Consider the following 13,680-nt stretch of genomic DNA (forward strand, 5'->3'; position numbering starts at 1 on the left):
ATCAACCTGCAGGCAGCGCTACCCCCTGATCAGATTGCCGGGGTCTGGGGCAGAGCCCCAGGGGAAGCACGCAACAGAAACCCGCCGCACGCAACAAGAGGACCAACAAACTCAGCGAGACGGGTCAAGCAACAGCTTCCCAGCAGTCCGCCGAGACCGAAGGTCCTCGTGCGCCGCACGAATCTCCCCCATCCCGTACTCCCCACCGGGAACGGCCTTCAACTTCCCATCCACCACCAGCTGGAACAACTCAGCCATCGCCCGATGCGCAAGAGTCCCGTGCTCAGCGTCCCTAACCTTCAAAGCGTGCGGCAACCACATACCCGCAACGGCCGTGGAGTGCACCAGCAACGCCCCAAGGTCAACCGGCTTCGGCCTTTCCCGCGAGGCCATGCCATAAAACGCAAGCCGCCCGAACGGAGCCAACGCCACCAACGACTGGTCAGTGACCACACCCCCGGTCATGTCCAACACGACGTCAACCCGCCGCCCACCATTGGCTTCCTTCAAAGCAGCGGTCATGTCAGCAGCACGAGAGTCGACCGCCACGTCAGCCCCAAGATCAAGCGCCAGCTGACGCTTCTCCTCGGACGAAGCCGTGGCGATAACCCGCCCAGCACCCCACAGCTTGGCCAACTGCACGGCGATAGTCCCAACCCCGCCAGCAGCGGCGTGCACGACAACCGACTCACCGGGCTCCATGTGAGTCGACTTCCGCAGCAGCAACCAAGCCGTGGCGCCCTGAACGATCAACGACAGCGCCGTCAGATCATCCACGCCGTCCGGAACGTCAAAGGTGGTCAGCGCAGGCGCAACGGCCTTCTCCGCGTACCCGCCGGAGTTCTTCGTCAAAGCGACGACCCGGCGGCCATCAGCGGTAAGACCCACGACCTCCCCGCCGGGCACCAGCGGCAGCTCCATCCGGGCCAGGTAGGAGTTCTCGGCCTGGTGCGTGTCGGCGTAGTTCAGGCCCGCGCGCGAGACGGTGATCAGCACCTCGCCCTCGCCGGCGACCGGGTCGGGCAGCTCCACCTGCTGGAGCACCTCGGGCCCGCCGAACTCGGTGATCTGGATGGCACGCACGGTCACTTCTCCTTGAGGACGATCGAAATGGGGTCTTTCTGAGCTGCCGCGATGCGCGAGCCGTCGGCCGCGCGGGGCCCCGGCGGGTTGCGGAAGCCGAACGGTTCGGACGGGCGGCCGGACTGGACGAACCAGGCCTCGCCGGTGCCGGAACCCTCCACAATGGACATGAAGGCGTCCACGACGGCGGACACCGGGATGATCGGCATGCCGATCTCCTCCAGGGTCGAGCGCAGCCGGACGATGATGTTCGTGTCCGAGAAGCCGGGGCACAGCGCGTTCATGCGCACCTCCGGGTGCGCGCCCGCGAGTGCGCGCATGAGGGCCACGACGGCGGCCTTGTTCGCGCCGTAGACGGGGTCGCCGGCCGTGGGCATGAGGCCCGCCATGGAGGCGGTGGCGATGGCCTGGCCCCCGCGCTTGAGCAACTCCGGCAACGCGTAGTGGATGCCGTAGACGACGCCGTCGAGGTTGATCGCCATGGCGCGGCGGTACTTCTCGACGTCGAAGTCGTCGCCCAGCGTGCAGCCGGTGCCGATGCCGGCGTTCAGGAACGCGATGTCGAGGCCGCCGAACTCACGCACCGCCGCGGAAACCGCGTCGGCCGAGTCCGAAGGGACGGTCACGTCGCAACGGACGAACACGCCGCCGATCTCGTCGGCGACGGCCTTGCCCTGGTCGGCGTCCACGTCCGCGACCACGACGTGGGCGCCGAGCGAAGCCAGCCGCCGGGCGGCCGCGGCGCCGATGCCGTTGGAGCCGCCAGTGATGAGCGCGACTTTGCCGGTGAGTTCCACGGGCGTCTGCCTCCTCGTATTGCCACATTCCGACCAGTCGGTATGGTCGTCCGGACAGGCCTGGACGTCAAGCTGACCGATAGGTACGTTACTAAGCGCTTGCTTAGCTCACCACCCCACACAGAAGGAGGACCCGTGGCCGACAGGGTTGCGATCGTCACCGGCGCGGCTCGTGGCATCGGCGCCGCGGTCGCGCAGCGTCTCGCCGCGGACGGCCTGGCCGTCGCGTTGCTCGACCTCGACGAGCAGGGCGTGCTCGAGGGCGCCGAGAAGATCGTCGCGAGTGGTGGGCGGGCCATCGGCCTCAAGGTCGACGTGGCCGACGAGGAGCAGGTCAACGCCGCGGTCGCGAAGGTCGCCGAGGACCTCGGCGCGCCGACCGTGCTGATCAACAACGCCGGCGTGCTGCGCGACAACCTGCTGTTCAAGATGACCGCGAGCGACTGGGACACGGTCATGAACGTGCACCTGCGCGGCGCGTTCCTGATGAGCAAGGCCGTGCAGGCGTTCCAGACGAAGGAAGGCTTCGGCCGCATCGTCAACCTGTCGTCGACCAGCGCCCTCGGCAACCGCGGCCAGGCCAACTACTCCGCGGCCAAGGCCGGCATGCAGGGCTTCACGAAGACCCTCGCGATCGAGCTCGGCAAGTTCGGCGTCACGGTCAACGCGATCGCGCCCGGTTTCATCGCCACCGAGATGACGAAGGCGACCGCCGAGCGCATGAAGATCTCGTTCGAGGACCTCGTGAACGGTGCGGCGCAGGCGATCCCGGTCGCGCGCGTCGGCCAGCCGGAGGACATCGCGCACACCGCGTCGTTCCTCGTCAGCGAGGGTGCCGGGTTCGTGTCCGGACAGGTCATCTACGTCGCCGGCGGACCGAAGGACTGACGATGCGCGCTTTCGAGAACATCGACGAGCTCGTCGCCGCGAAGGGCCAGCACCTCGGGTTCGGCGAGTGGCACGAGATCACGCAGGAGCAGGTCAACCTGTTCGCCGACGCGACGCTCGACCACCAGTGGATCCACATCGACGTCGAGAAGGCCGCGAAGGGCCCGTTCGGCGGACCGGTCGCGCACGGCTACCTGACGTTGTCGCTGGTGCCGTACCTGGTGCGGGACGTCTACACCGTCAAGAACATCAAGATGGGCGTGAACTACGGCAGCAACAAGGTCCGCTTCCCGCAGCCGGTGCTGGTCGGCGCCCGCGTGCGGGGCGGGGTCGAGCTGCTCGACGTCACGGACATCGCGCTCGGCAAGCAGCTCGTGACCAAGGTCGTCATCGAGATCGAGGGCAGCGAGAAGCCCGCGTGCGTCGCCGAGATCGTCAGCGTGATCGTGCCCTGATCAGGCCTTGAGGCTGTGGATCAGCAGGTCCGCGTAGTGCTCCGCCAGCCGCTCGGGCGGGATGTCCCCGTCCGGGCGGTACCAGGTGCCGAGCTGGTGCAGCGAGCCGAAGAAGTAGTACGTGGCGACGTCGGCGGGCACGTCGGCGCGGAACGTGCCGTCCGCCTGCCCCTCCTCGACGAGGCCGCGGAACTTCTCGTGGTAGCGCCGCCGTTCCGCCCGGACCTCCTTCTGCTTCTCGGCCGAGAGGTGGTTCATCGAGCGGAAGAACACCCTGGCTGCGTCGAAGTCGTCGATGCTCGTGACGATCACGTCAACGGCGGCGTCGCGGAGCCGTTCGGTGATCGGCCCTTTGCTCTCCGCGATCTTCTCCAGGTGCTCGGTCTGCAAGCGCAGCAACCGCCCGTAGATCTCGTGCAGCAGGTCGTCCTTGGACCCGAAGTAGTGGTACATAGCGCCTTTGGTGACACCGGCGTGCTCGACGATCTCCTGCACGGCGACGCGCTCGTACCCCTTGTCCGCGAACAGGCGGGTGGCGGCGTCGATCAGTCTTTCAGGCACGGTCACGACCGGAGCGTACCTCCCGACCAAGGAGAACCCAGGCAATGATCAGTCGCTGGACCGTCGTCGCCGACCGCGGCGACCTCACCAAAACCGAAGTGCTGCACGACGAACTGCCCGCCGCGTCCGACTTGTCGGACTGCGAGGTGCTGCTGAAGGTCAGCCGCGTCGGCCTCACCGCCAACAACGTCACCTACGGCGTGATCGGCGACCTCATCGGCTACTGGCGCTTCTTCCCGGCGGGCGGCGACGACCAGGGCGTCGTCCCGGTCTGGGGCTTCGCCGACGTCGTCGAGTCCACTGTGGACGCCCTGGCGCCCGGCACCCGCGTCTACGGCTACCTGCCGATGGCGAGCCACGTCGTGGTGCGGCCGAAACTCACGTCGTCCGGTTTCGTCGACACCGCCGACCACCGCGCCGACCTGCCCGCCGTCTACAACAGCTACCTCGTGACCTCGCAGGACCCGGCCTACGACGCGGCGCTCGAAGACCTGCAGGTGCTGTACCGGCCGCTGTTCCTGACGTCGTTCCTGCTTGCCGACCAACTGACGGACAACGCGTTCCACGGCGCGCGGACCGTCGTGATCTCCTCGGCGTCCAGCAAGACGGCGTTCGGCACGGCGCAGTGCCTCAAGAACGCCGGCGTGCGGGTCGTCGGCCTCACCTCGCCGCGCAACGTGGCGTTCACCGAAGGCCTGGGTCTGTACGACACCGTGCTCCCCTACAACGCTTCGGTGGACGTCGAACCGTCGGTGTACCTGGACTTCAGCGGGTCGGCCGACGTCCGTTCGGCCCTGCACGACCGGCTGGGCGACGACCTGAAGAAGGACATCTCCATCGGGCTGACGCACCAGGCACCGTCGCAGGACCAGCGGTCGGAGTTCTTCTTCGCACCGGACCAGCTGCGCAAGCGGACCGCGGACTGGGGCGCGGACGGCCTCGCCCAGCGCTTCGGCGAGGCCTGGCGGGGGTTCACCGCCCAGGCAGGCGGCTGGGTCTCCGTCGTGCGGCACACCGGCCCGGAGGAGCTGATCGACGTGTGGCAGGCGGTGCTGGCGGGCGAGACGAACCCGGACAGCGCCGACGTGATCACTTTCTGAGCAGGGTGACCAGCAGGCCCGCGATGTTGTGGGCGTCGTCGTGGCCGCGGTGGTGCGTGCCGTCGATCTTCCGTCCGGTGAGCCGCACCGCCTCGGCCATGCCGACCTCGCGTGGCAGCGCGTGCGTCAGGGCGAAGAGGGTCTTGACGTTGACGTGCCGCGGCCCGAACGGGTAGCGGACGCCGAAGTCGGCGCACTGCCGTTCGAACATCTTGCGGTCGTAGTCGCCGTACGACGCCCACACGCGCCGGTCCGACCGGTACTCCTTGCGCAGCACCGCACACGCCTCGGCGAACGACAGGCCCTCGGCCACCTGGTCCGCGGTGAGGGTGGTGAGCCGCGTGCAGAAAGGACTGACGCGCGAACGGGACGGGCGCACCAGCACGGAACGCCGCTCGCCGCGCTTCCCGGTGGCCACCTCGACCGGGCAGAGGCCGATCTCGATGATCTCCGAGACCTCACCGGGCGGCGGCGTGCCCTCCCAGCACGTCGACTCCACGTCCACGACCAGCACTTCGTCCAACGCGATCACGTGCTGATCGTCCCCCACCCGTCTACTGGAATACGACGACGGGCAGCACGACGATCTCGCCGGTGGCGGCGTTCCAGGACTGGACCCTGCCGAGGCAGCGGGCGTTGAACTGGCCTGGGGGCAACGTGTCGCGCAGGCTCGCCCGGTCGCACTCGACGCGGACCCGGCCGGTGCCGGCGGGGGCGTGCAGGACGGCCGGGTCGTCGCCGTCGCCCACCTCGAAGCGGCCGTGCAGGGAGACGTAGTCGCGGACGTCGTTGAGGCGCTTGGCCTTGCTGCGGTGCCACGCCTCGTCGGCGCGCATGGTCTGGGTGGTCAGGTCGACGTCGACCACGCCGTGGGCGGCCCTCAACCCCGCCAGCACGACCCCGATGACGTCGATCTCGGTGGCCGGTTTCTCGTAGGTGTCGGTGTTCTGCTCGACGACCGAGCCGTCGACGCCGATGCCGAACTCGCTCGGGCCCACCTGCAGCTTGCCGTTCTTGGTCACGGTGATCTGCTTGACGAACTGGCGGGTGACGGCGTCGTCGTAGCGGCCCACCTTGCAGAGGTTGATCATGCGCTGGCCGTGCACGTAGAACAGGATGCCCGGGACCTCGGGTTCCTGGTTGCGGTGCCGCAGTCGTTGCCACACCAGGGCGGCCACGACGATCAACGCGATCAGCGTGGCGACCCAGAGCAGGATCCAGCCCCACGAGACCGACCACCAGAGCGCTCTATCGACAGCCACGAATCTCCCTCACCGCTTCCAGCAACGACTTCGCGCCGGCCTCGACCAGCCGGCCGCCGCTCGCCTGGGCCACGCGGTCCAGCTCGGCCGTGGAGGCCTCGCCGAACCTGATCGGATAGATGGGCACCTCACCGCGTCCCACCTGCAGGAACTCGTTCAGGGACGGGCCCGCGTTGTTCTCGCCGTCGGTCATCAGGACCACCGCCGTGTCGCCGCGCGCCAACTGCAGGGCGCGGTCCAGGGCGGCCCAGATCGCCGTGTTGTCGCGCAGGTCCTCGGACGCCACGACGGCCAGCAGCGCGTCGAGGTCCTCCTTGCCGCGCACGGTGATCGAGCGTTCTTCCAGGACCTCGCCCGCGAACCGCAGGATCGTCACGGTCTCGCCGACGTAGAAGCGGTCGAAGCCGTTCAGCGACGCGAACGCCTCGCGCAGCCCGGCCATCCGGGCGCCGCGCATCGACGTCGACCAGTCCAGCACGAAGATCACCTGACGGCCGTCGCCCGCGCGGTCGTGGAACAGCAGCAGGCGGTCGATCACCTCGGAGCTGTCCGGGAAGTACAACGCCGTGCCGAGGTCGGCGCGCAGCTTCTCGTTGCGCTGCACCGAGGATTCCACCGGACGGCGCCACGTGCGATCGGCGATCGTCTGCTGTGCGGCGGGCGACCGCAGCCACTCCACCACGCGGTCGTAGGCGGCGCGCTGCTCGGGGTTGACGAGCATCAGCGGGTAGTCGGACAGCACGATGCCGTCGCGCGGGTAGACGATCTCCAGCGGCTCGCTCAACTTCCCGGAGGCGTTGAGCGACAGGAGTTCCGACTCGTGCGCGACCAGTCCGTCCACATCGGACCGCCGGGTGAACTCCCCCGCGGGGTCGGGCACGTCGAACGCGCGACCGGCCAGGAAACCCTGGAGGCGGTCGCAGCTCACGTCCTCCGGCCGCAACGGCGCACCGGTGCCCGCGGCCGCCGTCGCCACGCCGATCAACGCGGCCATCCCGCCGCCGGAGACGCGCGGATCGGCCATGCCGTAGCGGAACCGGCCCAGCGCGGCGCGGTCCGCGACGTCCGCCCACGTCGGCTTCTCCCCCAGCACCGCGCGCTTGTCCCGCCGCACCCCGAGCACGACCGGGGACGTCATGATGCTCGACGCCAGTTCGGGTTCGGTGCCGCGCAACCGCAGGAACCTGGTGGTGGACAACCAGGCCAGGTCGAACCCGGCCAGCGACGCGCTCGCCTCGACGGTGCCGCGGTGCTCCACGGTCAGCTCGACTCCGGTGGCGCGCTTCAGGTCCGCCAGCACGGGGCCGAGGTCGGCGAGCTCCGTGCTCGCGAGCATCTTCAGCCGAACGGGCGGCGGCGTGCTGGACGTGCACGCCGTCAGCACGAGCAGCACCACCAGCGCCAGCAGCCTCATTTGCAGTCGCCGACGACGTCGAGCATGCGCTCGAAGAGCTCGGCTTTGGGCAGTTCCACCCTGCCCATCTCTCCCGCCGGGGGCTCCGGCAGGCCGCGGCCGGTGATGTGAGCGCCGAAGTCGGCGCCGGTCTCGCCGTTCCAGCCGAGCGAGTGGAAGCCGAGTTCGACGGCGCGGCGACGCAGGTCCGGGTCGTTCATCATCAGCTCGCCGATGCGGTCGCCCTCGGGGGTGAACGAGATCAGCTCGGGCGTGCTCTGGTGCTGCTTGGTCGGGTAGAGCAGGACGCGTTCGCTGTCGAAGGTCTTCTGCCGCAACTGGTACGCGATGTACTGGTGCTCGTAGATCACCGCGATCACGGCGTGCGTGCGGCCCTCGGGCACGAAGTACTTGGGGGCCATGTCCTCGCCGGCCTGCCCCTGGGCGTCGACGTGAGGTTTGACCTTGCGGGCCAGTTCCTCGGCGGCTTCGACGGTCGCCGGTGGCCCGTCACCGAGGGCGGTGGCGAAGAAACCGACGAGCGTCGCGCCGGAGTACGCCTTGCAGGGGTCCGGCGACTGGGCGATGATCCGGTTCTCGTTGGCCAGCCCGTAGTCGCTCCACCGGCTGTCCTTCAGCTTCGCGAACTCGGTCACGTTGAGGGTGTAGTAGTACGGCTTGTCACTCGTGGTGTCGTGCGCTTTCGCGACCTTCGCCTTGACGAGCGCTTCGGCGTACTCGCGGAACGTCGCCAGCACCACCGGCGTGAAGAACGGCCGGTACGGCACGACGTGCTTTCCAGCTCGGCGCGACTTCACGTGCTCGTTCGCCACGTGCCCGGACGGGAAGACGAAGTGGTACGAGTCGAGGTCGGGCTTCTCGGCGAGGTCCCGCGACCCGATCGGCGTCACGTGCACCTGGTAGCCGCGCGCCATCAGGATGCGCTTGACCTGCTCGTCCTGGAAGAAGTCGCGCTTGGAGGCGAAGAGCGCCCGCACGACCGTCACAGACTTGAACGGGCCGGTGACGTGCCCCGAAACGAGCAACACCACCAGCCCGGCCACGAACACCGCCAACGGCGGCACGAACCACAGCAGGAACCGTCTTCGCGGGTCGACGATCTTGAACTCGGGCTCCCGCACGGCTCCCCCTGAAGTCAGACGATCACGGCACCACCGTCGACGACGAGCGTCTCGCCGGTAACGTAACCGCCTGCGGGCGAGGCCAAGAACAAAACGGCCGCGGCTAGTTCTTCCGGGTCACCGATTCGCCCGGATGGCAGCGCCGCCTGCATCTTCTCCAGGTATCCCGGCGGGTACTGCTCGGTCATCTCGGACTCGAAGAAGCCGGGGCAGATCGCGTTGACGCGGATGCCCTTGCGGCCCGTCCACTGCTGCGCGAGGTCCCGCGTCAGGCCGAGCAGGCCCGCCTTGGACGCCGAGTACGCGGCCTGCGGAATACCGCCGGTCACGAGGCCGAGCACGCTGGAGATGTTGATGATCGATCCACCGGACTTCATGACCGCGGCGGCCGCCTGCGCCATCCAGTAGGCGCCGTTGAGGTTGACGTCCATGACGCTGAGGAACTGCTCGGGCGTCTCCCGCGAGGCGGGCACCGCCGTGCCGACACCGGCGTTGTTCACGAGCACCCCGACCGTGCCGAACTCGGCCGCCTGGCGGGCGACCTCACGGCAGTCGTCGGGCTGCGAGATGTCGGCCTGCACGACCAGCGCGCGTTGACCGGTGGCCTCGACGAGCGCGGCCGTCTCCTTCAGCCGGTCCGCGCGCCGGGCGGCCAGCACGACGTCGGCGCCTGCCTCCGCGAGTCCCTTGGCGAACGCGACGCCGAGGCCCGAGGACGCGCCGGTGACGATCGCGACCTTCCCGTCAAGGCGGAACTTGTCCAGGATTCCCATTGCTACGAAAGCCTTTCCAGGATGATCGCCATGCCCTGACCGCCGCCGACGCACATGGTCTCCAGGCCGAACTGGGCGTCGCGCGCCTGCATGCCGTTGATCAGCGTCGTCATGATCCGCGCGCCGGTCGAGCCGAACGGGTGGCCGAGGGCGATCGCGCCGCCGTGCACGTTGAGCTTGTCGATGTCGATGCCCAGCGCGCGCTGCGATCCGAGCACCTGCACCGCGAACGCCTCGTTGATCTCGACCAGGTCGATGTCCGCAATGGACAGACCGGCGTACCCGAGCGCCTGCTTCGTGGCCTCGACCGGGCCGAGGCCCATGATCTCCGGCGAGAGCCCGGAGACACCCGTGGACACGATGCGCGCCAACGGGGTCAGCCCGAGCTCGCGCGCCCGCACGTCGCTCATGATCACGACCGCGGCCGCACCGTCGTTCAACGGGCAGCAGTTGCCCGCGGTGATGGTGCCCTCGGGCCGGAAGACGGGCTTCAGCCCGGCCACGGCCTCGTAGGTGACGCCGGCGCGCGGGCCGTCGTCGGTGGAGACGACCGTGCCGTCGGGCAGGGTGACCGGCGTGATCTCGCGGGCGAAGAACCCGTCCGCGATCGCCTTCTCGGCGAGGTTCTGCGACCGCACGCCGAACTCGTCCTGGTCGTGCCGCGAGATCCCCAGCTGCGTCGCGACGTTCTCGGCCGTCTGGCCCATCGCGATGTAGTAGTCGGGGAGCTTGCCGTCCAGGCGCGGGTCGGTCCACGGCGCGTTCGACGCGGCCGTGTCCAACGTCCGTTGCTGCGCCTCGTCGAACAGCGGGTTGAACGAAGGCGCGCCCGCGTGCATGTACCGCGAGACGCACTCGACGCCGGCGGAGATGAAGGCGTTGCCCTCGCCCGCCTTGATGGCGTGGAAGGCCATCCGCGCGGTCTGCACGGACGACGAGCAGAACCGGTTGACCGTCGTGCCGGGCAGGCCGTCGTACCCGAGTTGCACGGCGACGCGGCGGGCGATGTTCTGCCCGTGCTCGTCCTGCGGCTCGGCGCACCCGAGGTGCAGGTCGGTGATCTCGGACGCCGGGATGTCGCCCAGCGCGGCCGAGACCACCTGCGCGGCCAGGTCGTCCGGCCGCAGTGACGCGAGAGAACCCTTGCGGGCACGGCCGATCGGCGACCGGGCCGTGGAAACGATGACCGCTTCAGCCATGCCGTTCTCCTTACAGGCCCAGGTCGCGGCCGATGAGTTCCTTCATGATCTCGTTGGAGCCCGCCCAGATCTTCGTGACGCGGGCGTCCATCCACGCGCGGGCGACGCGGTACTCGGTCATGTAGCCGTAGCCGCCGTGCAGCTGCACGCAGGCGTCGATGACGTCGTTCTCGACCTCGGCGCTCCAGTACTTCGCCTGCGCCGCCTCGACGGGGCTGAGCTCGCCGCGCACGTGCTGCATCGTCAGCGTGTCCACGAACGCCTGCGTGACGTCGAGCTTGGTGCGCAGCTCGGACAGCAGGAACTTGTTGTGCTGGAACTTGCCGATGGCCTGCCCGAACGCCTTGCGCTCCTTGACGTACTCGAGCGTCTCGTCGAAGACGCCCTGTGCGTGCGCGAGGTTCGAGATGGCGGCGCCGATCCGTTCCTGCGGCAGGCGTTCCATCATGTAGATGAAGCCCTGGCCCTCCTCACCGATCATGTGCTCCTGGGTCAGGCGCACGTCGGAGAAGAACAGCTCCGCGGTGTCGGACGGGTGCTGGCCGACCTTGTCGAGCTTGCGGCCGCGCTCGAAGCCGGGCATGCCGGTCTCGACGGCGAACAGCGTGATGCCGCGCGCGCCCTTGGACGGGTCGGTGCGGGCCGCGACGACGATCATGTCGGCGGTGTAGCCGTTGGTGATGAACGTCTTGGAGCCGTTGAGGATCCAGTCGTCACCGTCCCGGACGGCGTTGGTCTTGAGGGCCGCGAGGTCGGAGCCGCCGGACGGCTCGGTCATCGCGATGCCGGTCTTGATCTCGCCGGTGCACATGCCGGGCAGCCAGCGCTGCTTCTGCTCCTCGGTGCACAGGTCCACGAGGTACGGCGCCACGACGTCGCCGTGGATGCCGAGCGACGACGCCACCGCCGCGTTGACCCGGCAGAGCTCCTCGGCGAAGACGGTGTTGAAGCGGTAGTCGTTCGCGCCGCTGCCGCCGTACTCCTCGGGGATCTCGAGGCCCAGCAGGCCCTGGCGGCCGGCCTCCAGCCACACGTCCCGGTCGATCACGCGCTCTTCGATGAACTTCTCGACGTTCGGCGTGATCGTGCGCTCGACGAACGCCTTCGCCGACTCCCGGAACGCGGCGTGATCCTCGTTGAACAGCGTCCGCTGCACGACTAACCTCCATACTAAGCGGTTGCTTAGCGCTAAGCGCACGCTTAGCGTGCAGTACGATCCATCACCTGTCAACACGCGAGGAGCCGCCCGATGACCACGACCGGACTGGACGGGTTCGCGCTGCTCGACGAGACGTGGCGCACGGTCACCCCGGACGCCGCCCGCCGGATGCTCATCGCGGCCGCCCACGCGTTCGCAGGCAAGGGATATCACGCCACGACGACCCGGGACATCGCCTCTCTGGCCGGAATGTCACCGGCGGCCGTGTACATCCACTACCGGTCCAAAGAGGAGCTGCTGTTCAACATCTCGCTCGTCGGCCACGAGACGTCGCTCGCGCTGCTGTCGGGCATCGAGGGCGAGGGGCCGGTGGAGCGGCTGAAGAACGCGGTGGCGGCGTTCGCGGGCTGGCACGCTGAGTTCCACACGACGGCGCGGGTGGTGCAGTACGAGCTGGGCGCGCTCTCCCCTGAACACCACGCGGAGGTGGCGGAGCTGCGCCGGCAGATCGAGCAGCGGATGCGGTCGTTCATCTCGGACGGCGTGGAGGCGGGCGTGTTCGACGTGCCCGACCTGAAGGGCGCGACGCTGGCGGTGCTCTCGCTGTGCATCGACGTCGCGCGGTGGTACCACCCGGACGGGAAGCGCACCCCGGACGAGATCGGCGCGATGTACGCCGACCTCGTCCTGCGGATGGTCCGGCCTAACTGACCGACTTCTTGCCGTACAGCCCGGCGACCAGGGACACGCCGACCGCGGCGACCACGATCTGGACGATGAGCTCGATCCAGTCGATGCCGCGGGTGTCCTCGACGCCGAGCAGTCGCGCGATCCACGTTCCGACGAACGCGGCCGCGATGCCGACCAGGATGGTCAGCCAGATCGGGATGTTCTGCTTGCCCGGCGCGAACAGCCGGCCGAGCACGCCCAGGATCAGACCGATGACGAGCGCACCGATGATGCTGCCGATGCCCATGACCGCCTCCTCCGCGATGATTTCGGATCTTGGCCGAGATCATCCCTTCAGAGGACACATCGTGCAGCGCGAGGCGTAACGCCATGATCCGTTCGGGTTACCAGCGGCTGCCGGAGACCTGCGCCATCCACTGGTTGATCGTCGCGGTCCAGTCGGTGCCGACCGCCTGCTGGTGCGAGACGGCGAACCGGCCGTAGGCGTCGCCGCCGGAGCGCAGCAGGCCGGCGCGCTTGTCGGCCTCCAGGATCACGTGCAGCTCGTGCGGGGTCGTGACGAACGTCAGCTCGACCTGCTTGAGGCGGCCGGCGAACTGCGGCGGCGGGTAGAACTCGATCTCCTGGTAGAACGGCAGCTGCTGCGGCACGCCGTAGATGCGGCCCTTCTCGTTGTCCGCCTTGGTGAAGCGGAAGCCCATGTGCCCGAACGCCTGGAGCACGGCGTCCTGCGACGGCAGCGGGTGCACCCAGATGGGGTCGAGGTCGCCGGGGTCGACGGCGCCGCGGACCTCGAGCTCGGTGCGCAGGCCGAGCTGCATGCCGGACAGCTGCATGCCGCCGACGACGTTGAGCGGGCACTCGTGCGGCACGGGCACCTGGAACGGCAGCGACAGGTTCTGGTGCGGCTGGGCGATGATCCGCTGGCCCACGGAGAACTTGTGGAACTCCATGTTGGTGTTGTACTCGTTGTCGCCGCTCTCGACCTCGACGCGGGTGAGCAGCGCGAGCGTGACGTGGTCGATCTCGGCGGGGTGGTCGCCGCCCGCGATGCGCACCTCGCCGGACAGCACCTCGCCGGGCCTGACGTTGGGGTTCGTCAGCACCGTGTCGACAGTCGGCCCGCCCACGCCGAACGCGCGCATCATCCTCTTGAACACCACTGCGGCCTCCTGGAG

16 protein-coding genes are annotated in these 13,680 nt (G+C 68.7%); 4 read left to right on the top strand and 12 right to left on the bottom strand.

Translation table 11 applies throughout. From position 1 onward, the window contains the following. Positions 1–111: 111 nt before the first annotated feature. Both ACFWNN_RS34795 and ACFWNN_RS34800 read right to left on the bottom strand, forming a co-directional pair. Positions 112–1,083, bottom strand: a complete 972-nt coding sequence (locus tag ACFWNN_RS34795; RefSeq protein ID WP_382444193.1) for a zinc-binding alcohol dehydrogenase family protein — start codon at positions 1,081–1,083, stop codon at positions 112–114. Positions 1,084–1,085: 2 nt separating this feature from the next. Continuing rightward, positions 1,086–1,880 (bottom strand): SDR family NAD(P)-dependent oxidoreductase, encoded by a 795-nt coding sequence (locus ACFWNN_RS34800; protein WP_382444194.1) that lies wholly within the window; start codon positions 1,878–1,880, stop codon positions 1,086–1,088. Positions 1,881–2,015: 135 nt separating this feature from the next. Between ACFWNN_RS34800 and ACFWNN_RS34805 the strand changes: the two genes are divergently transcribed. Together ACFWNN_RS34805 and ACFWNN_RS34810 are read left to right on the top strand one after the other, a co-directional pair. Then, positions 2,016–2,768 carry an SDR family oxidoreductase gene (locus ACFWNN_RS34805; RefSeq protein WP_382444195.1) on the top strand — a complete coding sequence of 251 codons (753 nt, stop codon included), beginning with the start codon at positions 2,016–2,018 and terminating at the stop codon, positions 2,766–2,768. Positions 2,769–2,770: 2 nt separating this feature from the next. Further along, entirely contained in the window at positions 2,771–3,223 is a 453-nt protein-coding gene (locus ACFWNN_RS34810; RefSeq protein WP_177230067.1) for a MaoC family dehydratase, read from the top strand. On the opposite strand, the gene ACFWNN_RS34815 is transcribed toward ACFWNN_RS34810, so the two are convergent. Next, complete coding sequence (locus ACFWNN_RS34815; protein ID WP_382444196.1) at positions 3,224–3,790, bottom strand: TetR/AcrR family transcriptional regulator; 567 nt, start codon at positions 3,788–3,790, stop codon at positions 3,224–3,226. Between the two features lie 38 nt (positions 3,791–3,828). On the opposite strand from ACFWNN_RS34815, the gene ACFWNN_RS34820 reads away from it, so the two are divergent. Continuing rightward, a complete protein-coding gene (locus ACFWNN_RS34820; RefSeq protein WP_382444197.1) occupies positions 3,829–4,884 on the top strand; it encodes a DUF2855 family protein in 1,056 nt (351 codons plus the stop codon). On the opposite strand, the gene ACFWNN_RS34825 is transcribed toward ACFWNN_RS34820, so the two are convergent. From ACFWNN_RS34825 to ACFWNN_RS34855, 7 genes are read right to left on the bottom strand one after another with little or no spacing between them, the layout of a single operon-like run. Further along, positions 4,874–5,416, bottom strand: a complete 543-nt coding sequence (locus ACFWNN_RS34825) for an exonuclease domain-containing protein (RefSeq protein WP_382444198.1) — start codon at positions 5,414–5,416, stop codon at positions 4,874–4,876. The two genes, ACFWNN_RS34820 and ACFWNN_RS34825, sit on opposite strands and share 11 nt — an antisense overlap. Positions 5,417–5,438: 22 nt before the next feature. Then, entirely contained in the window at positions 5,439–6,146 is a 708-nt protein-coding gene (locus ACFWNN_RS34830) for a hypothetical protein (RefSeq protein ID WP_382444199.1), read from the bottom strand. Continuing rightward, the gene (locus tag ACFWNN_RS34835) at positions 6,133–7,560 is read right to left on the bottom strand and encodes a substrate-binding domain-containing protein (RefSeq protein WP_382444200.1); all 1,428 of its coding nucleotides are present in this window, start codon (positions 7,558–7,560) and stop codon (positions 6,133–6,135) included. Before ACFWNN_RS34835 ends, ACFWNN_RS34830 begins: the two co-directional genes overlap by 14 nt. Beyond that, positions 7,557–8,681, bottom strand: a complete 1,125-nt coding sequence (locus tag ACFWNN_RS34840; RefSeq protein ID WP_382444201.1) for a hypothetical protein — start codon at positions 8,679–8,681, stop codon at positions 7,557–7,559. Before ACFWNN_RS34840 ends, ACFWNN_RS34835 begins: the two co-directional genes overlap by 4 nt. Before the next feature lie 14 nt (positions 8,682–8,695). Further along, the gene (locus ACFWNN_RS34845; RefSeq protein ID WP_382444202.1) at positions 8,696–9,454 is read right to left on the bottom strand and encodes an SDR family NAD(P)-dependent oxidoreductase; all 759 of its coding nucleotides are present in this window, start codon (positions 9,452–9,454) and stop codon (positions 8,696–8,698) included. Between the two features lie 2 nt (positions 9,455–9,456). Next, the gene (locus tag ACFWNN_RS34850) at positions 9,457–10,653 is read right to left on the bottom strand and encodes an acetyl-CoA C-acetyltransferase (RefSeq protein ID WP_382444203.1); all 1,197 of its coding nucleotides are present in this window, start codon (positions 10,651–10,653) and stop codon (positions 9,457–9,459) included. Between the two features lie 10 nt (positions 10,654–10,663). After that, positions 10,664–11,809, bottom strand: a complete 1,146-nt coding sequence (locus ACFWNN_RS34855) for an acyl-CoA dehydrogenase family protein (protein WP_382444204.1) — start codon at positions 11,807–11,809, stop codon at positions 10,664–10,666. A 93-nt stretch (positions 11,810–11,902) separates the two neighbouring features. On the opposite strand from ACFWNN_RS34855, the gene ACFWNN_RS34860 reads away from it, so the two are divergent. Next, complete coding sequence (locus tag ACFWNN_RS34860; protein WP_382444205.1) at positions 11,903–12,523, top strand: TetR/AcrR family transcriptional regulator; 621 nt, start codon at positions 11,903–11,905, stop codon at positions 12,521–12,523. Here ACFWNN_RS34860 and ACFWNN_RS34865 read toward each other — a convergent pair. Further along, on the bottom strand, positions 12,516–12,788 hold the full coding sequence (locus ACFWNN_RS34865; protein WP_382444206.1) for a GlsB/YeaQ/YmgE family stress response membrane protein: 273 nt from the start codon (positions 12,786–12,788) through the stop codon (positions 12,516–12,518). The two genes, ACFWNN_RS34860 and ACFWNN_RS34865, sit on opposite strands and share 8 nt — an antisense overlap. 97 nt (positions 12,789–12,885) lie before the next feature. After that, positions 12,886–13,665, bottom strand: a complete 780-nt coding sequence (locus ACFWNN_RS34870) for a sporulation protein (protein WP_382444207.1) — start codon at positions 13,663–13,665, stop codon at positions 12,886–12,888. Positions 13,666–13,680 lie beyond the last annotated feature (15 nt).

This window comes from Lentzea sp. NPDC058450, from assembly GCF_042721395.1.
GTDB lineage: Bacteria > Actinomycetota > Actinomycetes > Mycobacteriales > Pseudonocardiaceae > Lentzea.